This is a genomic window from Streptomyces pinistramenti (assembly GCF_020564935.1).
In the GTDB taxonomy this organism is placed as follows: Bacteria; Actinomycetota; Actinomycetes; order Streptomycetales; family Streptomycetaceae; genus Streptomyces; species Streptomyces pinistramenti.
Genome location: NZ_JAJCXB010000016.1, coordinates 83,968 through 108,504, shown reverse-complemented (window position 1 = coordinate 108,504; position 24,537 = coordinate 83,968). Strand labels below are relative to the sequence as shown.

Here is a 24,537-nt window from a genome sequence, read left to right as displayed (position 1 = left end):
GAGGTCAACAGTGTCCAGCACGCCCACCACGCCCCAGCACCCCGAGACCGGAACCGCACGCGTCAAGCGCGGCATGGCCGAGCAGCTCAAGGGCGGCGTGATCATGGACGTCGTCACGCCGGAAGAGGCGAAGATCGCCGAGGACGCCGGCGCGGTCGCCGTCATGGCCCTGGAGCGGGTGCCCGCCGACATCCGCAAGGACGGCGGCGTGGCCCGGATGTCCGACCCCGACATGATCGACGGCATCATCAACGCGGTCTCCATCCCGGTCATGGCCAAGTCCCGCATCGGCCACATCGTCGAGGCCCAGGTGCTCCAGTCGCTCGGCGTCGACTACATCGACGAGTCCGAGGTCCTCACCCCGGCCGACGAGGTCAACCACTCCGACAAGTGGGCCTTCACCACCCCCTTCGTGTGCGGTGCCACCAACCTGGGCGAGGCGCTGCGCCGGATCGCCGAGGGCGCGGCCATGATCCGCTCCAAGGGCGAGGCCGGCACCGGCAACGTCGTCGAGGCGGTCCGCCACATGCGGCAGATCAAGGGCGAGATCGCCCGGCTGCGCGGCTACGACAACAACGAGCTGTTCGCCGCGGCCAAGGAGCTGCGCGCCCCGTACGAGCTGGTCAAGGAGGTCGCCGAGCTGGGCAAGCTGCCGGTCGTGCTGTTCTCCGCCGGCGGCGTGGCGACCCCGGCCGACGCGGCCCTGATGCGCCAGCTCGGCGCCGAGGGCGTCTTCGTCGGCTCCGGCATCTTCAAGTCGGGCGACCCGGCCAAGCGTGCTGCCGCGATCGTGAAGGCCACCACCTTCTACGACGACCCGAAGGTCATCGCGGACGTCTCCCGCAACCTCGGCGAGGCCATGGTCGGCATCAACTGCGACACCCTCCCCGAGTCCGAGCGCTACGCCAACCGCGGCTGGTAAGGCAGGAGATGAGCACCCCCACCATCGGCGTGCTGGCCCTCCAGGGCGACGTCCGTGAGCACCTCGTGGCGCTCGCCGATGCGGACGCCCTGGCCAGGCCGGTACGCCGTCCCGAGGAGCTGGCCGGGCTCGACGGCCTGGTCGTCCCCGGCGGCGAGTCCACCACCATGTCCAAGCTCGCGGTCAGCTTCGGGATGCTGGAGCCGCTGCGCGCGTTCGTACGGGCCGGCAAGCCGGTCTACGGCACCTGCGCCGGCATGATCATGGTCGCGGACAAGCTGCTGGACGCCCGCGAGGACCAGGAGACGCTCGGCGGCGTCGACATGATCGTGCGCCGGAACGCCTTCGGACGGCAGAACGAGTCCTTCGAGGCCGCCATCGAGATGGCCGGCATCCCGGGCGGCCCGGTGCAGGGCGTCTTCATCCGGGCGCCCTGGGTGGAGTCGGTCGGCGCCGCGGCAGACGTACTGGCGACGTACGGCGGGCACACGGTGGCCGTCCGGCAAGGTAACGTCCTCGCCACGTCTTTCCACCCGGAGCTGACCGGCGACCACCGGGTGCACGCGTTCTTTGTCGCTATGGTGAAGGCCGCATAACGCGCGTACCTGGGCGTCCGCGGGCGAGGGACCGGCGGTACGTACGGCGGCCCGAGCCATTCCCGGTAGGATCTCAGGCGTTCGTTTCTCAATTGGTTACGCGAAGGAGACAGGCGGATGTCCGGCCACTCTAAATGGGCTACGACGAAGCACAAGAAGGCCGTGATCGATGCCAAGCGCGGCAAGCTCTTCGCGAAGCTGATCAAGAACATCGAGGTTGCGGCCCGCACCGGCGGCGCCGACCCCGAGGGCAACCCGACCCTCTTCGACGCCATCCAGAAGGCCAAGAAGAGCTCGGTGCCCAACAAGAACATCGACTCCGCGCTCAAGCGCGGTGCGGGTCTTGAAGCGGGCGGCGCCGACTACGAAACCATCATGTACGAGGGGTACGGCCCCAACGGTGTCGCGGTGCTCATCGAGTGCCTCACCGACAACCGCAACCGCGCCGCATCGGACGTCCGCGTCGCGATGACCCGCAACGGCGGCTCGATGGCCGACCCGGGCTCGGTGTCCTACCTGTTCAACCGCAAGGGCGTCATCATCGTCCCCAAGGGCGAGCTGTCCGAGGACGACGTGCTCACCGCCGTCCTGGACGCCGGTGCCGAGGAGGTCAACGACCTCGGTGACACCTTCGAGGTGCTCAGCGAGGCCACCGACCTGGTCGTGGTCCGCACCGCGCTCCAGGAAGCCGGCATCGACTACGACTCGGCCGACGCCAGCTTCGTCCCGACCATGCAGGTCGAACTGGAGGAAGAGGGCGCGCGCAAGATCTTCAAGCTGATCGATGCGCTGGAGGACAGCGACGACGTGCAGAACGTCTTCGCCAACTTCGACGTCTCGGACGAGACGATGGCCAAGGTCGACGCCTGACGGGCGTCCGCCCCGCACGACGACAGCGGCCCGCCGGTGCGAACCGGCGGGCCGTTTCGCCTGATCCGGCCGGTGGGGCGCCCCGCCCGCGCCGCAATGTCAGTGGCAGCCGATAGCCTGCACGAACAGACTGCCGGTTGATCACGGAGAGGGGCATCGTGCGCGTACTGGGCGTGGACCCGGGGCTGACCCGCTGCGGCGTCGGCGTGGTGGACGGCGTGGCCGGCCGGCCGCTGACGATGGCCGGCGTCGGTGTCGTCCGCACCCCGGCGGACGCCGACATCGCCCAGCGCCTGGTCCTCATCGAGCGCGGCATCGACGCCTGGCTCGACGAACACCGCCCCGAATGCGTCGCTGTGGAGCGGGTGTTCAGCCAGCACAACGTCCGTACGGTCATGGGCACCGCCCAGGCCAGCGCGGTCGCCATGCTGTGTGCGGCCCGCCGCGGACTGCCGGTGGCGCTGCACACCCCCAGCGAGGTCAAGGCCGCCGTGACGGGCTCGGGCCGGGCGGGCAAGGAGCAGGTCGGCGCCATGGTGACCCGCCTGCTGCGGCTCGACGCACCGCCCAAACCGGCCGACGCGGCCGACGCCCTGGCGCTGGCCATCTGCCACATATGGCGCGCGCCCGCGGTCAACCGCCTCCAGCAGGCGCAGGCCGCGGCCCGCCGTGCCGCTCCCGTCCGCGCCCCCGGTATCCGCCGGGCGGCTCCCCAGAAGGGCACCACCCGATGATCGCCTTCGTCTCCGGCCCGGTCGCGGCCCTCGCACCGGACACCGCCGTCATCGAGGTCGGCGGCATCGGCATGGCCGTCCAGTGCACGCCGGACACCCTTTCCGGGCTGCGCATCGGCCGGCCGGCCAAGCTCGCCACCTCTCTCGTCGTCCGCGAGGAATCGCTCACCCTCTACGGCTTCGCCGACGACGACGAGCGGAACACCTTCGAACTCCTGCAGACCGCCAGCGGCGTCGGCCCGCGGCTGGCCCAGGCCATGCTCGCGGTGCACTCCCCGGACGCCCTGCGCCTGGCCGTCTCCACCGGCGACGAGAAGAGCCTCACCGCCGTGCCCGGCATCGGCAAGAAGGGCGCCCAGAAGCTGCTGCTGGAGCTGAAGGACCGGCTCGGTGCACCGCTCGGCATCGCCCGCGCCGGCATCGGCAGCCCCGTCACCGCCGGCTGGAGCGACCAGCTGCACGCCGCCCTGATCGGCCTCGGGTACGCCACCCGCGAGGCGGACGAAGCGGTCGCCGCCGTCACCCCGCAGGCCGACGCCGCCGTCGCCGAGGGCGGCAAGCCGCAGATCCCGCAGCTGCTCAAGGCGGCGCTGCAGACCCTGAACCGCGCACGATGAGCCGCTTCCCCCGGCGAGATCCGGCCCGATCGGCACGGCCGCGCGCCGTCCCGCCGCCCGCGGGCTCCCGACCGTACGACCACGCAGGCGGCCAGGCCGCCCCGACCCCGCGAGGCAATCCGCAGTGAACTGGGACGACACCGCACCGTCCACCGCAGACGAGGCCGACGGCACCGACCGGCTGGTCGGGGCCGACGCCGACGGCGAGGACACCGCGGTCGAAGCGGCCCTGCGCCCCAAGGACCTCGAAGAATTCGTCGGCCAGGAGCGGGTGCGCGAACAGCTCGACCTGGTGCTGCGCGCCGCCCGCGCCCGCGGCGCCACCGCCGACCACGTCCTGCTCTCCGGGGCCCCCGGCCTCGGCAAGACCACCCTGTCGATGATCATCGCCGCCGAGATGGGCGCCCCGATCCGCATCACCTCGGGCCCCGCCATCCAGCACGCGGGCGACCTCGCCGCGATCCTCTCCTCCCTCCAGGAGGGCGAGGTGCTCTTCCTCGACGAGATCCACCGGATGTCCCGCCCGGCCGAGGAAATGCTCTACATGGCCATGGAGGACTTCCGCGTCGACGTCATCGTCGGCAAGGGTCCTGGCGCCACCGCCATCCCCCTCGAACTCCCGCCCTTCACCCTGGTCGGCGCCACCACCAGGGCCGGCCTGCTGCCACCCCCGCTGCGCGACCGCTTCGGCTTCACCGGCCACATGGAGTTCTACGCCCCGCCGGAGCTGGAGCGCGTCATCCACCGCTCGGCCGGCCTGCTGGACGTCGAGATCGACTCCGGCGGCGCCGCGGAGATCGCCGGCCGCTCCCGCGGTACCCCGCGCATCGCCAACCGCCTGCTGCGCAGGGTCCGCGACTACGCCCAGGTCAAGGCCGACGGCGTGATCTCCCGCGGCACCGCGTCCCGGGCCCTGGACGTCTACGAGGTCGACGCCCGGGGCCTGGACCGCCTCGACCGCGCGGTGCTCACCGCGCTGCTGAAGCTGTTCGGCGGCGGCCCGGTGGGACTCTCCACCCTCGCCGTCGCGGTGGGGGAGGAGCGGGAGACCGTCGAGGAGGTCGCCGAACCGTTTCTGGTCCGCGAAGGACTCCTGGCGCGTACGCCCCGTGGCCGGATCGCGACCCCCGCGGCCTGGGCGCATCTCGGGCTCGTACCACCACAGCCGCAATCGGGTGGAAGCGGGCAGCAGGGCCTGTTCAGGGCGTGACGGCGCGGAGACTCGCAGGGTCAGGAACTGCGGTGCGATGCTGGGCGTTGTTCCACTGGTGCGGACTGACTTAGACTCCGCCGATGCCGTCCGTATGGTTCGGCATACCCACCCCCGAATATCAGGCCGCCGACCAGCGGTCGTGCGAAGGAATTTCCGTCCCGTGAATCCCGTGACTCTCCTCCCCTTCATCGTCCTCATCGGGGCCATGTTCCTGATGACCCGGTCCGCCAAGAAGAAGCAGCAGGCGGCCGCGCAGATGCGCAATGAGATGCAGCCCGGCACCGGCGTCCGGACGATCGGGGGCATGTACGCCACCGTCAAGGAGATCCACGAGGAGTCGGTTCTCCTTGAGGTCGCCCCCGGCGTGCACGCCATCTACGCCAAGAACTCCATCGGCGCGGTCCTCCCCGACGAGGAGTACAACCGCATCATCGACGGCGCCGACGGCACGGTCGTGCCCGACGACGCCTCCTCGCTGACCGGTGACGCCGCTGCCGACGCCACCGAAAAGAGTGAGAAGGCGGACAAGATCGACCTGGGCAAGGACGAGGCCCCGGCCGCCGCTGCCGACGAGCCCGCTGCCGACGAGGCCCCGGCCGCCAACGCCGACAAGGGCGCGCCCGCCGAGGAGAAGAAGTCCGGCGGCGCCGACGCGAAGTAGTCCTGCCCGGACGGAACCGCGGAGCGCCTCCTGGGCGGTGCACCGCGGTTCCGGGACGGTCTAGGCTCCGGCAGGGGCACGTCCCCACAACACTTCGTGGCCGCTCGGCAGACACCCGAAGCCGAGTGGTTGGACAGGGAGATACGAGAAGGTGGCAGCACCGAAGAAGGGCCGCAGGGCGCCCACGGGCCAGGGGAAGCCGGGGCGCACCCTGGTTCTCATCCTGATCGCCATGGTGGCGCTGGTCGGAGGAATGTTCTACTCCGGCACTCTGACGCCCCGATTGGGCATCGATCTGGCGGGTGGTACCAGCTTCACGCTCCAGGCCCAGAACCAGCCGGGCAAGCCCAACGCGATCAACGAGACCAACATGAAGACCGCCGCGGGCATCATGGAGCGGCGTGTCAACGGTCTGGGCGTGACCGAGTCCGAGGTCCAGACCCAGGGCAAGAACCACATCATCGTGAACATCCCCAAGGGGACGGACGCGAAGCAGTCCCGCCAGCAGGTCGGTACCACCGCCCAGCTCGCCTTCCGCCCGGTGCTGACCACCACGGCGGGCGCCAAGACCCCCTCGCCCTCGGAGAGCCCCTCGAAGGGCGCCCAGAACGGCAAGGACGCGAAGGCGGGCAAGGGCGACAAGGCCGCGGACGGCAAGCAGCACGCCGACGGCACACCGTCGCCGTCCGCGAGCTCCACGACGCAGGGCCGCGCCGTGACGGACGCCCTGAAGAAGGCCCCGTCCGAGACGCCCAAGCCGACCGGCTCCACCCCGGCCACGCCGCCCGCGACCCCGCCGGCCCCCGGTGCCGCGGACATCCCGGCCGCCCTGCAGAAGCAGCTCGCCGCCCTGGACTGCTCCACCAAGCAGGACCGCGCGAACGCCGGTGAGAAGGCGGCCGCCACCAAGCCGTCCGACCCGGTCGTGGCCTGCAAGGACGACGGCACGCAGAAGTACGTGCTCGGCCCGGTCGGTGTCGAGGGCACCGACGTCAAGGACGCCAAGGCGATCTTCGACAGCCAGTCGGGCCAGGGCTGGATCGTCCAGATGGACTTCACCGCCAACGGTGGCAAGAAGTTCGCCGACATCACCGGTGACCTCGCCGCCAAGGCGCAGCCGCAGAACCAGTTCGCGATCGTCCTGGACGGCGCCGTCGTCTCCGACCCGCGGGTGAGCCAGCGGCTCAACGGCGGCAACGCCACCATCTCCGGCGGTTTCACCCAGCAGTCCGCCGAGGACCTGGGCAACATGCTGTCGTACGGCGCCCTGCCGCTCTCCTTCAAGATCGTCGACGAAACTACGGTCACCGCGGCGCTCGGCGGCGAGCAGCTGCACGCCGGTCTGATCGCCGGTGCCATCGGCCTTGCCCTGGTCGTGATCTACCTCGTCGCGTACTACCGCGGCCTGGCGCTCGTCGCGCTGGCGAGCCTCTGCGTCTCGGCGGTCCTGACCTACGCGATCATGACCTTGCTCGGTCCCGCCATCGGATTCGCGCTGAACCTTCCAGCGGTCTGCGGCGCCATCGTGGCGATCGGTATCACCGCGGACTCGTTCATCGTCTACTTCGAACGCATCCGTGACGAGATCCGCGAAGGCCGCACCCTGCGCCCGTCCGTCGAACGCGGCTGGCCGCGCGCCCGCCGTACGATCCTGGTCTCCGACTTCGTGTCGTTCCTGGCCGCCGCGGTGCTGTTCATCGTCACCGTCGGCAAGGTCCAGGGCTTCGCGTTCACGCTCGGCCTGACCACCGTCCTCGACGTCGTCGTGGTCTTCTTCTTCACCAAGCCGCTGATGACGCTGCTGGCCCGGCGCAAGTTCTTCTCCGACGGCCACTCCTGGTCCGGCCTGGACCCGCAGCGTCTGGGAGCCAGGCCACCGCTGCGCCGCCGCCGCGGCAGCGCCCCCACCCAGACGAAGGAGGCGTGAGATGTCCAAGCTCGGAAACCTCGGCGCCAGGCTCTACCGCGGTGAGGTCGGCTACGACTTCATCGGCAAGCGGAAGATCTGGTACGGCATCTCGATCCTCATCACCATCACGGCCCTCGTCGGCCTGGCGGTGCGCGGCCTGAACATGGGCATCGAGTTCTCCGGTGGCGCGGTCCTGACCACCCCGAAGACCTCCGTCTCCTCCTCCGAGGTGCAGCACAAGGCCGAGTCGGCATCCGGCGGCCACCAGGCCGTGGTGCAGAAGCTCGGCGGCGGCGCCATGCGCATCCAGATCAGCGGCCTGGACACCAAGCAGGCCGTGCCGGTCCAGGAGAAGCTCGCCCAGGACCTGAAGGTCCCGGTGAAGGACATCAACACCCAGCTCGTCGGCCCGAGTTGGGGTGAGGAGATCGCCAACAAGGCGTGGTTGGGCCTGGGGATCTTCATGGTCCTCGTGGTGATCTATCTGGCCATCGCCTTCGAGTGGCGGATGGCGCTCGCCGCGCTGATCGCGCTGATCCACGACCTCACGATCACGGTCGGCGTCTATGCGCTGGTCGGCTTCGAGGTCACGCCGGGCACCGTCATCGGTCTGCTGACCATCCTCGGTTACTCCTTGTACGACACGGTCGTCGTCTTCGACAGCCTCAAGGAAGCCTCCAAGGACATCACCAAGCAGACCCGCTTCACGTACAGCGAGGTCGCCAACCGCAGCATCAACGGCACGCTGGTGCGGTCCATCAACACCACGGTCGTCGCGCTGCTGCCGGTCGCCGGCCTGCTGTTCGTCGGCGGTGGCGTGCTGGGCGCGGGCATGCTCAACGACATCTCGCTGGCCCTGTTCGTCGGCCTCGCCGCCGGCGCGTACTCGTCGATCTTCATCGCGACCCCGCTGGTCGCCGACCTGAAGAACAGCGAGCCGCAGATGAAGGCGCTGGCCAAGCGGGTCAAGGCGAAGCGCGCTGCGGCCGCGGCCAAGGACGCGAGCCCGGAGGAGTCGCCGGGCGGCTCGTCGGCGGGCGAGGGCGGTCAGGACGCGGCCGACGAGGATGCCGCTGCCGCGGCGAGTGGTGTCGGCGGCCAGCGCAACCAGCCCGCCGCCCGCAACCGCGGGCGCGGCCGGCCGTCGGGCAAGCGCCGATGAGCGCCTCCGCCCCGCTGCACGAGCTGCTGCTGAGCAAGATCACGGACGTGCCGGACTATCCCAAGCCCGGCGTGATGTTCAAGGACATCACCCCGCTGCTGGCGGACGCCACCGCGTTCGGCGCGCTGACCGACGCCTTCGTCGACCTCTGCGTCCGCCACCGCGCGGACAAGGTCGTCGGCCTGGAGGCGCGCGGATTCATCCTCGCCGCTCCGGTGGCGGTCCGGGCCGGCATCGGTTTCGTCCCGGTCCGCAAGGCCGGAAAGCTGCCCGGCGCGACGCTGGGGCAGACGTACGACCTCGAATACGGCACGGCCGAGATCGAGATCCACGCCGACGCACTGGCCCCGGGGGACCGGGTGCTGGTGATCGACGACGTGCTGGCCACCGGCGGCACCGCCGACGCCTCGCTGCAGCTCATCCGCCGCGCGGGCGCCGACGTCGCGGGCCTGGCCGTCCTGATGGAGCTGGGCTTCCTGGACGGAAGGCAGCGGGTGGAGCCCGGCCTGAAGGGCGCCCCGCTGGAGGCCCTGATCACGGTCTGAGCCGGTCCCTGCACCACAGCGGCGCCGGGGGCCCCCCGGTTTCCGGGGGGCCCCGGCGCTGTGTCATGTACGGACCCCGTGGCCGCAGGAGAGGCCGGGCGGTGAGGTCGATACGATGGCACCCCGACCCGATCGTGGTCTTGTGGTCCGGAATCGCTTGAGGAGTGCTCTTGCCAGACGAGGCCCAGCCGCTCTCCCCCGGAGTGCGTCCGGCGGGATCCCCCGCCACGCGTCCGGACGAGCAGAAGCCGCAGGACGCGGCTCCCGCGGACGCGCCGCAGCCCGAGCAGCCGGGCGCGTCCGACGGCAGTGCCACGCCGTCCGGCACCGCAGGTCCTCCCGAGGCCGGGCCGGGTACGGACCCGGCACCGAAGCCGGGGCCCGCCACCGCTCCCGCGGAGCCGGAGCAGCAGCAGGACCCGGCGCCGAAGCCGGGCCCAGGGCCCGAGCCGGCCGCCCGGCCGCAGGCCACGCCGCCCGCAGGCCGGGCCGACCGCCCGACCACGAACCCGACATCCGTGTCCAAGCCGGTGCCGCCCGCCCCGCCCGGCCGTACCGGATCCTCCAACCGCGTACGCGCCCGCCTCGCCCGACTGGGCGTACAGCGCTCCAGTCCGTACAACCCGGTCCTGGAGCCGCTGCTGCGGGTCGTCCGCAGCAACGACCCCAAGATCGAGGCGGCGACGCTGCGCCAGGTCGAGCGGGCCTACCAGGTCGCCGAGCGCTGGCACCGCGGCCAGAAGCGCAAGAGCGGCGACCCGTACATCACCCACCCGCTCGCCGTGACGACGATCCTCGCCGAGCTGGGCATGGATCCGGCCACGCTCATGGCGGGCCTGCTGCACGACACCGTCGAGGACACCGAGTACGGCCTGGACACCCTGCGCCGTGACTTCGGCGACCAGGTGGCGCTGCTCGTCGACGGCGTCACCAAGCTCGACCGGGTCAAGTTCGGCGAGGCCGCGCAGGCCGAGACGGTCCGCAAGATGGTCGTCGCGATGGCCAAGGACCCGCGCGTCCTGGTCATCAAGCTCGCCGACCGGCTGCACAACATGCGCACCATGCGTTACCTCAAGCGGGAGAAGCAGGAGAAGAAGGCCCGCGAGACGCTTGAGATCTACGCGCCCCTGGCTCACCGGCTGGGCATGAACACCATCAAGTGGGAGCTGGAGGACCTCGCCTTCGCGATCCTCTACCCCAAGATGTACGACGAGATCGTGCGGCTGGTCGCCGAGCGGGCGCCCAAGCGGGACGAGTATCTGGCCATAGTGACCGACGAGGTCCAGGCCGACCTGCGCTCCGCCCGCATCAAGGCCACCGTCACCGGACGGCCCAAGCACTACTACAGCGTTTACCAGAAAATGATCGTCCGCGGCCGTGACTTCGCGGAGATCTACGACCTGGTGGGCATCCGCGTCCTCGTCGACACCGTCCGTGACTGTTACGCGGCGCTCGGCACCGTCCACGCGCGATGGAATCCGGTACCCGGCCGGTTCAAGGACTACATCGCGATGCCGAAGTTCAACATGTACCAGTCGCTGCACACGACGGTCATCGGGCCGGCCGGCAAGCCCGTCGAGCTCCAGATCCGCACCTTCGACATGCACCGCCGTGCCGAATACGGCATCGCCGCGCACTGGAAGTACAAGCAGGAGGCCGTCGCCGGCGCCTCCAAGGTGCGTACCGACATCCCCAAGGGCGCGGGCAAGGGCGCGGGCCAGGACACCGTCAACGACATGGCCTGGCTGCGGCAGCTCCTGGACTGGCAGAAGGAGACCGAGGACCCGGGCGAGTTCCTCGAATCGCTGCGCTTCGACCTCTCCCGCAACGAAGTCTTCGTCTTCACGCCGAAGGGCGACGTCATAGCGCTGCCGGCCGGCGCCACCCCCGTCGACTTCGCGTACGCGGTGCACACCGAGGTCGGCCACCGCACGATAGGAGCGCGGGTCAACGGTCGGCTCGTGCCGCTCGAATCGACCCTGGACAACGGCGACTTGGTGGAGGTCTTCACCTCCAAGGCGCCCGGGGCCGGACCGTCCCGCGACTGGCTGGGCTTCGTCAAGTCCCCGCGCGCCCGCAACAAGATCCGCGCCTGGTTCTCCAAGGAGCGCCGCGACGAAGCGATCGAGCAGGGCAAGGACGCCATCGCGCGCGCCATGCGCAAGCAGAACCTGCCGATCCAGCGGATCCTCACCGGCGACTCCCTGGTCACCCTCGCGCACGAGATGCGCTACCCCGACATCTCCTCGCTGTACGCCGCGATCGGTGAGGGCCATGTCGCGGCCCAGGGCGTCGTCCAGAAGCTGGTGCAGGCGCTCGGCGGACAGGACGAGGCCACCGAGGACATCGCCGAGTCCACCCCGATCCGACGCTCCAAGCGCCGCTCCAGCGCCGACCCCGGTGTGGTCGTCAAGGGCGTCGACGACGTCTGGGTCAAGCTGGCCCGCTGCTGCACCCCGGTGCCGGGCGACCCGATCATCGGCTTCGTCACCCGCGGCAGCGGCGTCTCGGTGCACCGTGCCGACTGCGTCAACGTCGACTCGCTGTCCAAGCAGCCGGAGCGGATCCTGGAGGTCGAGTGGGCGCCCACCCAGTCCTCGGTCTTCCTGGTCGCCATCCAGGTCGAGGCGCTGGACCGCTCGCGGCTGCTGTCGGACGTCACCCGCGTCCTGTCCGACCAGCACGTCAACATCCTGTCCGCGGCCGTCCAGACCTCCCGCGACCGGGTCGCCACCTCGCGCTTCACGTTCGAGATGGGCGACCCCAAGCACCTCGGCCATGTCCTCAAGGCGGTACGGGGCGTGGAGGGCGTGTACGACGTCTACCGCGTGACGTCGGCGCGCAGGCCATAGGCCGCACACAGACGAGGAGGGCCCCGGTACGGGATACGTACCGGGGCCCTCTCCGTTGATCAGCAGCTCGCTCAGCCGCCGAACTCCTCAAGGCCCTTCAGGGCCTGGTCCAGCAGCGCCTTGCGGCCCTCCAGCTCCCGGCCGAGCTTGTCGGCCTTGGCGTTGTTGCCGGCCGCCCGCGCCGTGTCGATCTGCTTCTGCAGCTTGTCGACGGCGTCCTGGAGCTGGCCGGTCAGGCCCGCAGCGCGCGCCCGTGCCTCCGGGTTCGTACGCCGCCAGTCGGCCTCCTCGGCCTCCTGGATGGCGCGCTCGACGGCGTGGATCCGCCCCTCGATCTTCGGGCGGGCGTCCCGCGGCACGTGGCCGATGGCCTCCCACCGCTCGTTGACCGAACGGAACGCGGCCCGCGCCGCCTTGAGGTCGGTGACCGGGAGCAGCTTCTCGGCCTCGGTGACCAGCTCCTCCTTGCGGGTCAGGTTCTCCCGCTGCTCGGTGTCCCGTTCCGCGAAGACCTCGCCGCGCGCCTGGAAGAAGACGTCCTGGGCGCCGCGGAAGCGGTTCCACAGGTCGTCCTCGTGCTCGCGCTGGGCGCGGCCCGCGGCCTTCCATTCGGTCATCAACTCGCGGTAACGGGCCGCGGTGGCACCCCAGTCCGTCGAGTTCGACAGCGCCTGCGCCTCGGCGACCAGCTTCTCCTTGGCCTGCCTGGCCTCCTCGCGCTGCGCGTCGAGCGAGGCGAAGTGCGCCTTGCGCCGCTTGGAGAACGCGGAGCGGGCGTGCGAGAAGCGGTGCCACAGCTCGTCGTCCGCCTTGCGGTCGAGGCGCGGCAGCCCCTTCCAGGTGTCGACCAGCGCCCGCAGCCGCTCGCCGGCCGCCCGCCACTGCTCACTGGCCGCCAGCTCCTCGGCCTCGGCGACCAGCTTCTCCTTGGCCTGCCGGGCCTCGTCGCTCTGCTTGGCCTTCTGCGCCTTGCGCTCCTCGCGCCGCGCGTCGACCGTGCCGACCAGGGCGTCGAGCTGCTTCCTCAGCGCGTCCAGGTCGCCGACCGCGTGATGCTCGTCGACCTGCTGGCGCAGATGGTCGATCGCGGCCGTCGCGTCCTTCGCCGACAGGTCGGTGGTCTTGACCCGGCGCTCGAGGAGGCCGATCTCGACGACCAGGCCCTCATACTTGCGCTCGAAGTAGGCGAGGGCCTCCTCGGGGGATCCCGCCTGCCACGATCCGACGACCTGCTCGCCGTCGGCGGTACGCACGTACACGGTCCCCGTCTCATCGACGCGGCCCCATGGGTCGCTGCTCACAGCGCCTCCTCCACATGATGCCGACGAGGGCGTGCGGCCCCCCGGCATCGTCCACAGTTTCTGTCCGGCAGAGCTGCGCCCTGGCCGGTCCGACGGGCTGTCTTGCGGGTGCGGGTGGCAGCCGTCGGCGCAGGCACCCTACACAACGCCAATCTAGGCGAAGGGCGGTCGGCTGTCCGCATCCAGCACGACCGAAATTACGCGGCGGGTACACCGGGACGACGGCGGATCGCCCCCGGTCACCGTCAGGACGCGGTGACCGTGGCGCGGTTGATGACGACCGTGGCGTTCGGCGCGGTGTTGCCGCTCTGCGGCTCGGGCGTCGAACCCGCCGCGGCAATCTTCTTCAGGACGTCCATGCCGCCGGTGATCGTCCCGAACGGCGTGTAGTCAGGCGGCAGCTTGCTGTCCTGGTAGACGAGGAAGAACTGACTGCCCCCGGAATTGCGGGTCTTGGCGCTCTTGCCGTCGTACTGATTGGCCATCGCGACCGTGCCCGCGGGGTAGACGCCGCCCTTGAGGCGCGGGTCCTTGAGGTTCTCGTCCGGGAGGGTGTAGCCGGGGGTGCCGGCGCCGGTGGCGGTCGGATCGCCGCACTGGAGGACGTGGATGCCCTGGTCCACCAGGCGGTGGCACTTGCTGTGGTCGAAATACCCCTGCTTGGCGAGGAACGCGAAGGAGTTGACGGTGTGCGGTGCCGTGCCCGCATCCAGCTTCAGGTCGATCTCACCGCAGGTGGTCCGCAGCTTCGCGGAGTAGGCGGCCGAGGTGTCCAGGGACATCGCCGGCTCCTTCTTCCACTTCTTCTTCGACGGCGTGCCCTTCGCGGGGCGGGCGCACGGGTCGGCCGGCTTGGTGGGGCCCGCGGCCGCCTCGTCGGACGACCGGCCGTCGCCAAGACCGGCGGTCGCGTACGCCGCTGCGCCCGCGGCCAGCACCACGGCCAGCGCGGACGCGATGATCACGTTGCGGCGTTTGGCCTGGCGCCGGGCCGCGGCCCGCCGCTGCTGCTGGCGCGCGAACTTCTCCCTGGCGAGCTGCCGCCGCCGCTGATCGCTGCTGACCACCGGTCGTCTCCTTGTCCTGCGCTCCGGTCCTGCCGCGCGTGGGTCGCTCTGGTCTGCCGTGGCCGTACCGTATACGGGTTCGCAACCGCGGGAGTCGCGCCGGTAGGCTCTGGAACTGCCGAATTGTTCCGGGAGCGGCCGAGTGCACGGGCCGCCACCCCACCGACCTTTAAGGACGAACGTGCTGATTGCCGGGTTCCCCGCCGGGGCCTGGGGGACCAACTGCTACTTGGTCGCCCCCGCCGCGGGCGAGGAGTGCGTGATCATCGACCCGGGCCACCAAGCCGCCCAAGGAGTCGAGGACGCGGTGAAGAAGCATCGGCTCAAGCCCGTCGCGGTCGTCCTGACCCATGGCCACATCGACCACGTCGCCTCGGTCGTCCCGGTGTGCGGGGCGCACGACGTCCCCGCCTGGATCCACCCCGAGGACCGCTACATGATGAGCGACCCGGAGAAGGCCATCGGCCGCTCCATCGGCGCGCAGCTCATGGGCGAACTGACCATCGGTGAACCGGACGACGTGAAGGAACTCACCGACGGCAGCGCCCTGCAGCTGGCCGGAATGGAGTTCTCCGTCGCGCATGCCCCGGGCCATACCAAGGGGTCGGTGACGTTCAGGATGCCCGAACAGGAGGACATTCCGCCGGTCTTCTTCTCGGGCGACCTGCTGTTCGCCGGCTCCATCGGACGTACCGACCTGCCGGGCGGCGACCACACCGAGATTCTGCAGTCGCTGGCGCGCGTGTGCCTGCCGCTGGAGGATTCGACCGTCGTCCTGTCCGGGCACGGCCCCCAGACCACCATCGGCCGCGAGCGCGCCGGCAACCCCTACCTGCGGGAGCTGGCCGCCGGCCTCGGAGACGGCACAACTGCCCCTCCGCGACGAGGAATGTGACGAGACTTTCCGTGAGCACCTTTCAGGCACCCAAGGGCACGTACGACCTGCTCCCGCCGAATTCCGCGACCTACCTCGCGGTGCGTGAGGCGATCTCCGCCCCACTGAAGAACTCCGGGTACGGCTACATCGAGACACCCGGCTTCGAGAACGTCGAGCTGTTCGCCCGCGGCGTCGGTGGGTCCACCGACATCGTGACCAAGGAGATGTACGCCTTCGAGACCAAGGGCGGCGACCAGCTCGCGCTGCGCCCGGAGGGCACCGCATCCGTGCTGCGCGCCGCGCTGGAGGCCAACCTCCACAAGGGCGGCAACCTCCCCGTCAAGCTCTGGTACTCCGGCTCGTACTACCGCTACGAGCGTCCGCAGAAGGGCCGTTACCGCCACTTCTCGCAGGTCGGTGCCGAGGCGATCGGCGCCGAGGACCCGGCGCTGGACGCCGAGTTGATCATCCTGGCCGACCAGGCGTACCGCGCGCTCGGGCTGCGCGACTTCCGCATCCTGCTCAACTCGCTGGGTGACAAGGAGTGCCGCCCTGTTTACCGGACCGCGCTCCAGGACTTCCTGCGCGGCCTCGACCTGGACGAGGACACCCGGCGCCGGATCGACATCAACCCGCTGCGGGTGCTGGACGACAAGCGCGAGTACGTCCAGGAACGGCTCGTCGGGGCACCGATGCTCCGCGACTACCTGTGCGAGGCGTGCAAGGCGTACCACGAGCAGGTGCGCGAGCTGCTGACCGCGGCGGGTGTCGCGTTCGAGGACGACGTGAAGCTGGTCCGCGGCCTGGACTACTACACCCGCACCACCTTCGAGTTCGTCCACGACGGCCTCGGCTCGCAGTCCGCGGTGGGCGGCGGTGGCCGGTACGACGGCCTGTCCGAGATGATCGGCGGCCCCGCGCTGCCGTCCGTCGGCTGGGCGCTGGGCGTGGACCGTACGGTGCTGGCGCTGGAGGCGGAGGGGGTCACGCTCGACATTCCGGCCGCTACCGCCGTCTACGCCGTGCCGCTGGGCGATGAGGCCCGCCGGGTGCTCTTCGGGGCGGTCACCGAGCTGCGCCGGGCCGGCATCGCGACGGACTTCGCGTTCGGCGGCAAGGGGCTGAAGAACGCCATGAAGTCGGCCAACCGCTCTGGCGCCCGGCTGGCGCTGGTGGCCGGCGAGCGGGATCTGGCGGAGGGCGTCGTGCAGCTCAAGGACCTGCGGAGCGGTGAGCAGACGCCGGTCGCGCTGGACGCCGTCGTCGAGGAGATCCGGCGCGCGCTGGGCTGAGGCCCGGCGGATGTAACGGACGTGAGGGCCCGGACGGTGTCACCCACCGTCCGGGCCCTCACGTGCTGCCGCGGCGCCCGCGGGGCGTGGTCCGCGTCAAGGCGGTGCACGCGCCGTTCATCCGCGGGGATGGTTCCGGCCTGCGCAGGGCGGGGGAGCGGGGCGTGCCGGGGCCGCGGAAGATGCCGCACGGGGCCTGGCAACGGGGCCGGTCAGCCGGTGAGCGATGGCCTGCGCGGGCGCCGCCTGCCGACGTCGAACGGTTGCCTTTATGTCCATCGAACGGGTATGCGGGTCGCTGTTGGGGCAGAATGTGGGGCGCGGCCGCTGCCCGCGGGCCCGCTTGTCCACCCCCATCTCCCAAGGGATCGACGGAACCGCGATATGACGACGACAGCGCTGGACGACGACGTGTCCACCGACGACGGCCGCGACAGCGGCGAGGGCACCATCGGGTCGGGTCGTGGTCTCGCCTGGCTCCTGATGATCACCGGCGCGCTGGGCATCCTGGCGTCCTGGATCATCACCATCGACAAGTTCGAGCTGCTGAAGGACCCGAACTTCAAGCCGGCGTGCAGCCTGAACCCGATCATCTCCTGCGGCAACGTCATGCAGAGCGCGCAGGCGGAGGTCTTCGGATTCCCGAATCCGATGGCCGGACTGATCGGGTTCTCCGTGGTCGTCGCGATCGGCGTGGGCCTGCTGGCCGGCGCCCGCTACCGCCGCTGGTACTGGATCGGCCTCAACATCGGCACCCTGCTCGGCACGGTCTTCTGCATGTGGCTGATGTCCCAGTCGCTGTACGAGATCAACTCGCTGTGCGTGTGGTGCACGCTGACCTGGTGCGTCACCCTCCTGATGTTCTGGTACACCACGGTGCACAACATCAAGCACGGCATCATCCCGGCCCCCGCGGGGCTGCGGAACGCGGTGCTGGAATTCCACTGGGTCGTGCCGGTGCTCTGGTACGGCGTGATCGCGCTGCTGATCCTCACCAAGTGGTGGTCGTACTGGAGCTCGCTGATCTGACGGCTACCCGGCCACGATCCGACCGCTGCCCGGCCGCACGTGCGGCCGGGCAGCGTTGTCAGTGCGGTGGCATAGGCTCTTGAGCGTGGAGCCCGACCTGTTCACCGCCGCCGCCGAAGACCGTCAAGAGAAGGACCCCGCGGGGTCTCCCCTCGCTGTGCGGATGCGTCCGCGCACCCTCGACGAGGTCGCGGGGCAGCAGCATCTGCTCAAACCGGGGTCACCGCTGCGCCGCCTGGTCGGCGACGACAGCGGGGGCGGGCCCGAAGGGCCCTCGGACAAGGGCGGTGGTGGGCGACGGGCGGGCGGCGGTCCTGCCGGACCGTCGTCCGTCTTCCTGTGGGGCCCGCCCGGTATCGGCAAGACCACCCTGGCCTACGTCGTCAGTCAGGCGACGAACAAGCGCTTCGTGGAGCTGTCCGCGATCACCGCGGGCGTCAAGGAGGTGCGGGCCGTCATCGACGGCGCCCGGCGCGCCTCGGGCGGTTACGGCAAGGAGACCGTCCTCTTCCTCGACGAGATCCACCGCTTCAGCAAGGCCCAGCAGGACTCCCTGCTGCCCGCCGTGGAGAACCGCTGGGTCACCCTTATCGCCGCGACGACCGAGAACCCGTACTTCTCGGTGATCTCCCCGCTGCTCTCCCGCTCCCTGCTGCTGACCCTCGAACCGCTCACCGACGACGACCTGCGCGGCCTGCTGGCGCGTGCGCTGACCGCGGAGCGCGGCCTGGCCGGTGCGGTGACGCTGCCCGACGACACCGAGGCGCATCTGCTGCGGATCGCCGGCGGCGACGCCCGGCGGGCGCTGACCGCCCTGGAGGCCGGGGCGGGCTCCGCGCTGTCCAAGGGCGAGAAGGAGATCACCCTCCAGACTTTGGAGGAGTCCGTCGACCGCGCCGCCGTGAAGTACGACCGGGACGGCGACCAGCACTACGACGTCGCCAGCGCACTGATCAAGTCCATCCGCGGTTCGGACGTCGACGCGGCGTTGCACTACCTCGCGCGCATGATCGAGGCGGGCGAGGACCCCCGCTTCATCGCCCGCCGGCTGATGATCTCGGCCAGCGAGGACATCGGCCTGGCCGATCCCTCCGCGCTGCAGACCGCGGTGGCCGCGGCCCAGGCGGTCGCGATGATCGGCTTCCCGGAGGCCCGGATCACCCTCAGCCAGGCCACCATCGCCCTCGCCCTGGCCCCGAAGTCGAACGCCGCCTACACCGCGATAGACGCCGCGCTCGCGGACGTCCGCGCGGGCCAGGCGGGCGCGGTCCCAGGCCATCTGCGCGACAGCCACTACAAGGGCGCCCAGAAGCTCGGCCACGGCCAGGGCTACCAGTACCCGCACGACCTGCCGGGCGGCATCGCGGCACAGCAGTACGCGCCGGACGAGGTGCACGGCAAGCGGTACTACACCCCGACCCGGCACGGCGCCGAGGCCCGCTATGCCGACGTCGCCGACCGCGTCCGTGCCCGGCTGCGCGGCGAGACGGGCGACTGAGGGGCCGTCTCCGACCGGTCGGGTGCCGCTGCCACGAGGGCCCGGCTCATTCCGTGGCGGCGTCGAAGAGCGCGTGCATCGCGCGGCGCAGTTCGGCCACGTCCCGCACGGGTTCGGGGAAGTCGAACCGCGCGTCGAACGACCGCTGGTCGGCGGCGCCGGTGAAGCGGACCCGCAGCCCGAAGCGGTCCAGGGCCACCGGCACGGCGTGGTCCCGCACCCCGCAGAGGTCCGCGGCCCGCTCGCCGAGCAGGCTGCACAGCGCCCGCACCTGCTCGCCGTGCGAGGCGTCCAGATGCTGGAGCAGCTCCGCCTCGTGGGCCACCAGCGGGTCGGGGGAGGCGTCGGCGAACTCGTCGGGCTCGACGGATTCCGCGCCCCACAGATCGTCCACCGCGCACTCGCCGACCTCCAGGCGCAGCATCATCCAGGCGGCCTGCCCGTAGCGGCCCGGTGCGGGCTCCGGCTGGAGGGCCTCGCCGACGCCGAGCAGCTCGCCCACGGGGTGGCGCTCGGCGAGCAGCATCGCGCAGCGGGCCCGCTGGTCGTTGCGTACGGGGGTGAGCCAGCCGGCCACCCAGGCTCGTCCACGGATGCGATGAGGCACCGAAACGGGTGCAACATCCGTGATCTCCATCACGACTGCCAGGTCGTCGTCCTGCGCGTGCGCGGCCGCTCGTGCCGCCGCAGAGTCGCCAGGAGCCAGCAATAGCACGTCACCTCCGGGTGTCACGGTGCGGCAGACGGGCGCGGACAGTCCGCTCTCGTCGGGGTCCTCGACTCCGGGGATGCTGAGAGAAGCCATACCATTGGATTCGACGAGGGTTCGTACGCGCTCGGCGGCAGTGGGCCGCTGGGCGTCTTCCACGGGACGCGGCTGACCCGCCTCGGTGCTGTGACCGGCACTCGGCAGGGGGATCCCAGGTCGAAACATGCGTTCTCCTCGCGCTAAGGTAAGCCTCACCTAACTTACACGGAGGTCCGTTCCACGTGAACCAGTCGCGTCCCAAGGTCAAGAAGTCCCGCGCGCTCGGCATCGCCCTGACGCCGAAGGCCGTCAAGTACTTCGAGGCCCGTCCCTACCCGCCCGGCGAGCACGGCCGTGGCCGCAAGCAGAGCAGTGACTACAAGGTCCGGCTGCTCGAAAAGCAGCGTCTGCGTGCGCAGTACGACATCAGCGAGCGCCAGATGGCGCGTGCCTACGACCGCGCTCGGAAGGTCGAAGGCAAGACGGGCGAAGCCCTCATCATCGAGCTTGAGCGCCGTCTGGACGCGCTCGTCCTGCGGTCGGGCATCGCCCGCACCATCTACCAGGCCCGCCAGATGGTCGTGCACGGCCACATCTCGGTCAATGACCGCAAGGTCGACAAGCCGTCCTTCCGCGTCCGTCCCGGCGACGTCGTGATGGTCCGCGAGCGCAGCCGCGAGAAGCACCCCTTCCAGGTTGCGCGCGAGGGCGGCTACGCCCCCGACGGCGAGACCCCGCGCTACCTGGAGGTCAACCTCCAGGCGCTGGCGTTCCGCCTGGACCGGGATCCCAACCGCAAGGAGATCCCGGTGATCTGCGACGAGCAGCTCGTCGTCGAGTACTACGCCCGCTGATGCAGGCGTAGCCACCCGGCAGCTTCGGCCCGCCGTCTCCCCGCCGTTCGCGGAGGGGGAGGCGGCGGGCTGCTGCGTGCCGGGGCTTGGCCCGTACGGCGTGCGGAAGGCGGCACGGAAGGCGGTCCTGACTGTGGGTCAGGGCGCGGGAGGTGCCGAACGGAACGGAGCGTACTCGGGTGCATGCGTACCGTGCGATCTCCCGGTCGGGTACCGGCGGCCCGCTCGGCGCACCGGAATCGGGGTACGGACGCACAGTCACGGCGCGATAAGGTCGAGGCTGCCGTTCGAGCAGGACGAGACCAGACCAGTCGGAGAGTGGTGCCAACGTGTCCGGTGGAGAGGTGGCAGGGATCCTGGTCGCCGTCTTCTGGGCGATCCTCGTGTCGTTCCTCGCCCTGGTGCTGGTGAGGCTCGCGCAGACGCTCAAGGCGACGACCAAGATGGTGGCCGAGGTGTCCGACCAGGCCGTCCCGCTCCTCGCCGACGCGTCGGCCACGGTCCGCTCGGCGCACACCCAACTCGCCCGCGTCGACGCCATCGCCGCCGATGTCCAAGAGGTCACGGCCAACGCCTCCGCGCTCTCCTCGACCGTCTCATCCGCGTTCGGCGGACCGCTGGTCAAGGTCGCGGCCTTCGGCTACGGCGTGCGCCGTGCGATCGGCAAGAAGGGCGAGCCGGAGCCGAAGCGCACCGTCGTCGTCGGCCGTACCCTGCCCGGCGCCCGCCGCGGCGGGCGCCGCAACCGTCGCTCCAAGGACTGATCACCGCGATGTTCCGCCGCGCATTCTGGTTCACCACCGGCGCCGCAGCCGGCGTGTGGGCCACCAACAAAGTTCACCGCAAGCTGCGCAGGCTCCAGCCCGACAGCCTCGCGGCGCAGGCCGCGGACAAGGCCGTCGAAACCGGCCACCGGCTGCGTCAATTTGCAGTGGACGTACGCGCGGGAATGGCGGACCGTGAAGAGCAGTTGCACGAGGCGCTGGGTCTGACCGGGTCCGGCGAGCCACGTGAACTCCCCGCATCGCACTACCGCGCGGTGCTCGAAACTCCCCACCGAACCACGAGAGCAACCGGACCGTCCGGGATTGCCGGACCGACTGGAAATGAGGACCACTGATGGAGTCGGCTGAAATCCGCCGCCGCTGGCTGCGCTTCTTCGAGGAGCGCGGGCACACCGTCGTGCCGTCGGCGTCGCTGATCGCGGACGACCCGACGCTGCTGCTGGTCCCCGCGGGCATGGTGCCGTTCAAGCCGTACTTCCTCGGCGAGGTCAAGCCGCCCTTCGACCGGGCCACCAGCGTCCAGAAGTGCGTGCGGACGCCGGACATCGAAGAGGTCGGCAAGACCACCCGGCACGGCACCTTCTTCCAGATGTGCGGCAACTTCTCCTTCGGCGACTACTTCAAGGAAGGCGCCATCAAGTTCGCCTGGGAGCTGCTGACCGGCTCGCAGGCCGACGGTGGTTACGGCCTGGACCCGGAGAAGCTCTGGATCACGGTCTACCTCGACGACGACGAGGCCGAGCGCATCTGGCGCGAGGTCGTCGGCGTGCCGGCCGAGCGCATCCAGCGCCTCGGCAAGAAGGAGAACTACTGGTCCATGGGCGTCCCCGGCCCCTGCGGACCGTGCTCCGAGATCAACTACGACCGCGGCCCGGAATTCGGCGTCGAGGGCGGCCCGGCCGTCAACGACGAGCGGTACGTGGAAATCTGGAACCTCGTCTTCATGCAGTACGAGCGGGGCGCGGGCATCGGCAAGGAGGACTTCGAGATCCTCGGCGATCTGCCCAGCCAGAACATCGACACCGGCCTCGGACTCGAGCGCCTGGCGATGATCCTGCAGGACGTCCGCAACATGTACGAGACCGACACCCTGCGCGTGGTCATCGACAAGGCCACCGAACTGTCGGGCGTGCGCTACGGCGCATCGGAGGAATCCGACGTCTCGCTGCGCGTGGTCGCCGACCACATGCGCACCTCCACGATGCTCATCGGCGACGGCGTCACCCCCGGCAACGAAGGCCGCGGTTACGTCCTGCGCCGCATCATGCGCCGCGCCATCCGCAACATGCGGCTGCTCGGCGCCGACGGCCTGGTCGTCGGCGAACTGCTGGACGTCGTCATCAAGACGATGGGCCAGCAGTACCCGGAGCTGCTGGAGGACCGCCGCCGCATCGAGACGGTCGCCCTCGCCGAGGAGGCCGCCTTCGTCAAGACGCTGAAGGCCGGCACCAACATCCTCGACACCGCCGTCACGGAGACCAAGGCCGCCGGCGGCAAGGTCCTGGCCGGCGACAAGGCGTTCCTGCTCCACGACACCTGGGGCTTCCCCATCGACCTCACCCTCGAAATGGCCGCCGAACAGGGCCTTTCGGTGGATGAGAACGGCTTCCGCCGGCTGATGAAGGAGCAGCGGGAGCGCGCCAAGGCCGACGCCCAGTCCAAGAAGCACGGCCACGCCGACCTGTCCGCCTACCGCGAGGTCGCCGACGCGTCCGGTGCCACGGAGTTCACCGGATACCGCGACACCGAGGGCGAGTCCACCGTCGTCGGCCTGCTGGTCAACGGTGCCCCGGCCCCCGCCGCCCACGAGGGCGACGAGGTCGAGGTCGTGCTGGACCGCACCCCGTTCTACGCCGAGGGCGGCGGCCAGCTCGCCGACACCGGCCGGATCAAGCTCGAATCCGGCGCCGTCGTCCAGATCCGCGATGTGCAGAAGCCGGTTCCCGGCGTCACGGTGCACAAGGGTGTCGTCCAGGTCGGCGAGGTGGTGCTGGGCTCGGCCGCGTACGCCACCATCGACGTGACCCGCAGGCGCGCCATCGCCCGTGCCCACAGCGCCACCCACCTCACCCACCAGGCGCTGCGTGACGCCCTCGGACCGACCGCCGCGCAGGCCGGTTCGGAGAACTCCCCGGGCCGCTTCCGCTTCGACTTCGGCTCGCCGGCCGCGGTGCCGGGCGCCGTCCTCACCGACGTCGAGCAGAAGATCAACGAAGTGCTCTCCCGCGAACTCGACGTGCACGCCGAGGTGATGAGCATGGACGACGCCAAGAAGCAGGGCGCCATCGCCGAGTTCGGCGAGAAGTACGGCGACCGGGTGCGCGTGGTCACCATCGGCGACTTCTCCAAGGAGCTGTGCGGCGGCACCCACGTCCACAACACCGCCCAGCTCGGCCTGGTGAAGCTGCTCGGCGAATCGTCCATCGGCTCCGGCGTCCGCCGCGTCGAGGCGCTGGTCGGTGTGGACGCCTACAAGTTCCTCGCCCGCGAGCACACCGTCGTCTCGCAGCTGACCGAGCTGGTCAAGGGCCGCCCGGACGAGCTGCCCGAGAAGATCTCCGGTGTCCTGGCCAAGCTGAAGGACGCCGAGAAGGAGATCGAGAAGTACCGCGCCGAGAAGGTGCTCCAGGCGGCCGCCGGTCTCGCCGACGGCGCCAAGGACGTCCGCGGTGTGGCCCTGGTTGCGGGGCAGGTCCCGGACGGCACCTCCGCCGACGACCTGCGCAAGCTGGTGCTTGACGTCCGCGGCCGTATCCAGGGCGGCCGTGCCGCCGTCGTGGCCCTTTTCACGGTGGCCAACGGCCGCCCGGTCACGGTCATCGCCACCAACGAGGCCGCCCGCGAGCGCGGTATCAAGGCCGGCGACCTGGTCCGTGCGGCCGCCAAGACGCTCGGCGGAGGCGGCGGCGGCAAGCCGGACGTCGCCCAGGGCGGCGGCCAGAACGCCGCGGCCGTGCCCGAGGCCATCGAGGCCGTCGAGCGGCTCGTCGCCGAGGCGGCCTGAC

22 protein-coding genes are annotated in these 24,537 nt (G+C 70.6%); 19 read left to right on the top strand and 3 right to left on the bottom strand.

What is annotated here, in order from left to right; genetic code table 11:
- Window positions 1–10 precede the first annotated feature (10 nt).
- The 11 genes from pdxS (at window position 11) to LIU39_RS14130 (ending at window position 12,081) form a co-directional block, all read left to right on the top strand.
- Complete coding sequence (gene pdxS / locus LIU39_RS14180) at window positions 11–922, top strand: pyridoxal 5'-phosphate synthase lyase subunit PdxS (RefSeq protein ID WP_227047055.1); 912 nt, start codon at window positions 11–13, stop codon at window positions 920–922.
- 8 nt (window positions 923–930) lie between these two features.
- A complete protein-coding gene (gene pdxT, locus LIU39_RS14175) occupies window positions 931–1,518 on the top strand; it encodes a pyridoxal 5'-phosphate synthase glutaminase subunit PdxT (RefSeq protein WP_227047054.1) in 588 nt (195 codons plus the stop codon).
- 117 nt (window positions 1,519–1,635) lie between these two features.
- The gene (locus LIU39_RS14170; RefSeq protein ID WP_227047053.1) at window positions 1,636–2,388 is read left to right on the top strand and encodes a YebC/PmpR family DNA-binding transcriptional regulator; all 753 of its coding nucleotides are present in this window, start codon (window positions 1,636–1,638) and stop codon (window positions 2,386–2,388) included.
- A gap of 158 nt (window positions 2,389–2,546) precedes the next feature.
- Entirely contained in the window at window positions 2,547–3,122 is a 576-nt protein-coding gene (gene ruvC, locus LIU39_RS14165) for a crossover junction endodeoxyribonuclease RuvC (protein WP_227047052.1), read from the top strand.
- Window positions 3,119–3,739, top strand: a complete 621-nt coding sequence (gene ruvA / locus LIU39_RS14160) for a Holliday junction branch migration protein RuvA (protein WP_227047051.1) — start codon at window positions 3,119–3,121, stop codon at window positions 3,737–3,739. The genes ruvC and ruvA overlap by 4 nt, the downstream gene beginning before the upstream one ends.
- Window positions 3,740–3,863: 124 nt before the next feature.
- Window positions 3,864–4,949, top strand: a complete 1,086-nt coding sequence (ruvB, locus tag LIU39_RS14155) for a Holliday junction branch migration DNA helicase RuvB (RefSeq protein WP_227047050.1) — start codon at window positions 3,864–3,866, stop codon at window positions 4,947–4,949.
- Window positions 4,950–5,112: 163 nt separating this feature from the next.
- A complete protein-coding gene (yajC, locus tag LIU39_RS14150; protein WP_227047049.1) occupies window positions 5,113–5,613 on the top strand; it encodes a preprotein translocase subunit YajC in 501 nt (166 codons plus the stop codon).
- Window positions 5,614–5,764: 151 nt separating this feature from the next.
- Entirely contained in the window at window positions 5,765–7,540 is a 1,776-nt protein-coding gene (secD, locus tag LIU39_RS14145) for a protein translocase subunit SecD (protein ID WP_227047048.1), read from the top strand.
- Window position 7,541: 1 nt separating this feature from the next.
- The gene (gene secF / locus LIU39_RS14140; protein WP_227047047.1) at window positions 7,542–8,684 is read left to right on the top strand and encodes a protein translocase subunit SecF; all 1,143 of its coding nucleotides are present in this window, start codon (window positions 7,542–7,544) and stop codon (window positions 8,682–8,684) included.
- On the top strand, window positions 8,681–9,229 hold the full coding sequence (locus LIU39_RS14135) for an adenine phosphoribosyltransferase (protein ID WP_227047046.1): 549 nt from the start codon (window positions 8,681–8,683) through the stop codon (window positions 9,227–9,229). The genes secF and LIU39_RS14135 overlap by 4 nt, the downstream gene beginning before the upstream one ends.
- Window positions 9,230–9,432: 203 nt before the next feature.
- A complete protein-coding gene (locus LIU39_RS14130) occupies window positions 9,433–12,081 on the top strand; it encodes a RelA/SpoT family protein (protein WP_372463865.1) in 2,649 nt (882 codons plus the stop codon).
- Window positions 12,082–12,152: 71 nt separating this feature from the next.
- On the opposite strand, the gene LIU39_RS14125 is transcribed toward LIU39_RS14130, so the two are convergent.
- Entirely contained in the window at window positions 12,153–13,382 is a 1,230-nt protein-coding gene (locus tag LIU39_RS14125; protein ID WP_227047044.1) for a DUF349 domain-containing protein, read from the bottom strand.
- Between the two features lie 245 nt (window positions 13,383–13,627).
- Entirely contained in the window at window positions 13,628–14,449 is an 822-nt protein-coding gene (locus LIU39_RS14120) for a peptidylprolyl isomerase (protein WP_227047043.1), read from the bottom strand.
- Between the two features lie 181 nt (window positions 14,450–14,630).
- On the opposite strand from LIU39_RS14120, the gene LIU39_RS14115 reads away from it, so the two are divergent.
- From LIU39_RS14115 to LIU39_RS14100, 4 genes are all read left to right on the top strand, one after another.
- On the top strand, window positions 14,631–15,344 hold the full coding sequence (locus LIU39_RS14115) for an MBL fold metallo-hydrolase (RefSeq protein ID WP_227047042.1): 714 nt from the start codon (window positions 14,631–14,633) through the stop codon (window positions 15,342–15,344).
- Window positions 15,345–15,355: 11 nt separating this feature from the next.
- Entirely contained in the window at window positions 15,356–16,618 is a 1,263-nt protein-coding gene (gene hisS, locus LIU39_RS14110) for a histidine--tRNA ligase (RefSeq protein ID WP_227047041.1), read from the top strand.
- 384 nt (window positions 16,619–17,002) lie between these two features.
- Window positions 17,003–17,647, top strand: a complete 645-nt coding sequence (locus LIU39_RS14105; RefSeq protein ID WP_227047040.1) for a vitamin K epoxide reductase family protein — start codon at window positions 17,003–17,005, stop codon at window positions 17,645–17,647.
- Between the two features lie 85 nt (window positions 17,648–17,732).
- A complete protein-coding gene (locus LIU39_RS14100; protein WP_227047039.1) occupies window positions 17,733–19,145 on the top strand; it encodes a replication-associated recombination protein A in 1,413 nt (470 codons plus the stop codon).
- 46 nt (window positions 19,146–19,191) lie between these two features.
- Here the strand turns inward: LIU39_RS14100 and LIU39_RS14095 are convergent, their stop codons facing one another.
- Window positions 19,192–19,950, bottom strand: coding sequence for a DUF2470 domain-containing protein (locus LIU39_RS14095; RefSeq protein ID WP_227047038.1), 759 nt, complete (start codon window positions 19,948–19,950; stop codon window positions 19,192–19,194).
- A 185-nt stretch (window positions 19,951–20,135) separates the two neighbouring features.
- On the opposite strand from LIU39_RS14095, the gene rpsD reads away from it, so the two are divergent.
- The 4 genes from rpsD (at window position 20,136) to alaS (ending at window position 24,536) form a co-directional block, all read left to right on the top strand.
- Entirely contained in the window at window positions 20,136–20,747 is a 612-nt protein-coding gene (gene rpsD / locus LIU39_RS14090; protein ID WP_086718482.1) for a 30S ribosomal protein S4, read from the top strand.
- A gap of 344 nt (window positions 20,748–21,091) precedes the next feature.
- Window positions 21,092–21,511, top strand: a complete 420-nt coding sequence (locus LIU39_RS14085) for a DUF948 domain-containing protein (protein ID WP_227047037.1) — start codon at window positions 21,092–21,094, stop codon at window positions 21,509–21,511.
- Between the two features lie 8 nt (window positions 21,512–21,519).
- Complete coding sequence (locus LIU39_RS14080) at window positions 21,520–21,867, top strand: DUF6167 family protein (protein ID WP_227047036.1); 348 nt, start codon at window positions 21,520–21,522, stop codon at window positions 21,865–21,867.
- Window positions 21,867–24,536: an alanine--tRNA ligase gene (gene alaS, locus LIU39_RS14075; protein WP_227047035.1), complete on the top strand. Its 2,670-nt coding sequence runs from the start codon at window positions 21,867–21,869 to the stop codon at window positions 24,534–24,536. Before LIU39_RS14080 ends, alaS begins: the two co-directional genes overlap by 1 nt.
- Window position 24,537: the final 1 nt, after the last annotated feature.

Coding starts and splice junctions, on each gene's coding strand:
- secF (WP_227047047.1), top strand. CDS start 7,542: ATGTCCAAGCTCGGAAACCTCGGCGCCAGGCTCTACCGCGGTGAGGTC.
- LIU39_RS14105 (WP_227047040.1), top strand. CDS start 17,003: ATGACGACGACAGCGCTGGACGACGACGTGTCCACCGACGACGGCCGC.
- pdxT (WP_227047054.1), top strand. CDS start 931: ATGAGCACCCCCACCATCGGCGTGCTGGCCCTCCAGGGCGACGTCCGT.
- ruvA (WP_227047051.1), top strand. CDS start 3,119: ATGATCGCCTTCGTCTCCGGCCCGGTCGCGGCCCTCGCACCGGACACC.
- alaS (WP_227047035.1), top strand. CDS start 21,867: ATGGAGTCGGCTGAAATCCGCCGCCGCTGGCTGCGCTTCTTCGAGGAG.
- LIU39_RS14095 (WP_227047038.1), bottom strand. CDS start 19,950: ATGGCTTCTCTCAGCATCCCCGGAGTCGAGGACCCCGACGAGAGCGGA.
- LIU39_RS14080 (WP_227047036.1), top strand. CDS start 21,520: ATGTTCCGCCGCGCATTCTGGTTCACCACCGGCGCCGCAGCCGGCGTG.
- LIU39_RS14170 (WP_227047053.1), top strand. CDS start 1,636: ATGTCCGGCCACTCTAAATGGGCTACGACGAAGCACAAGAAGGCCGTG.
- LIU39_RS14135 (WP_227047046.1), top strand. CDS start 8,681: ATGAGCGCCTCCGCCCCGCTGCACGAGCTGCTGCTGAGCAAGATCACG.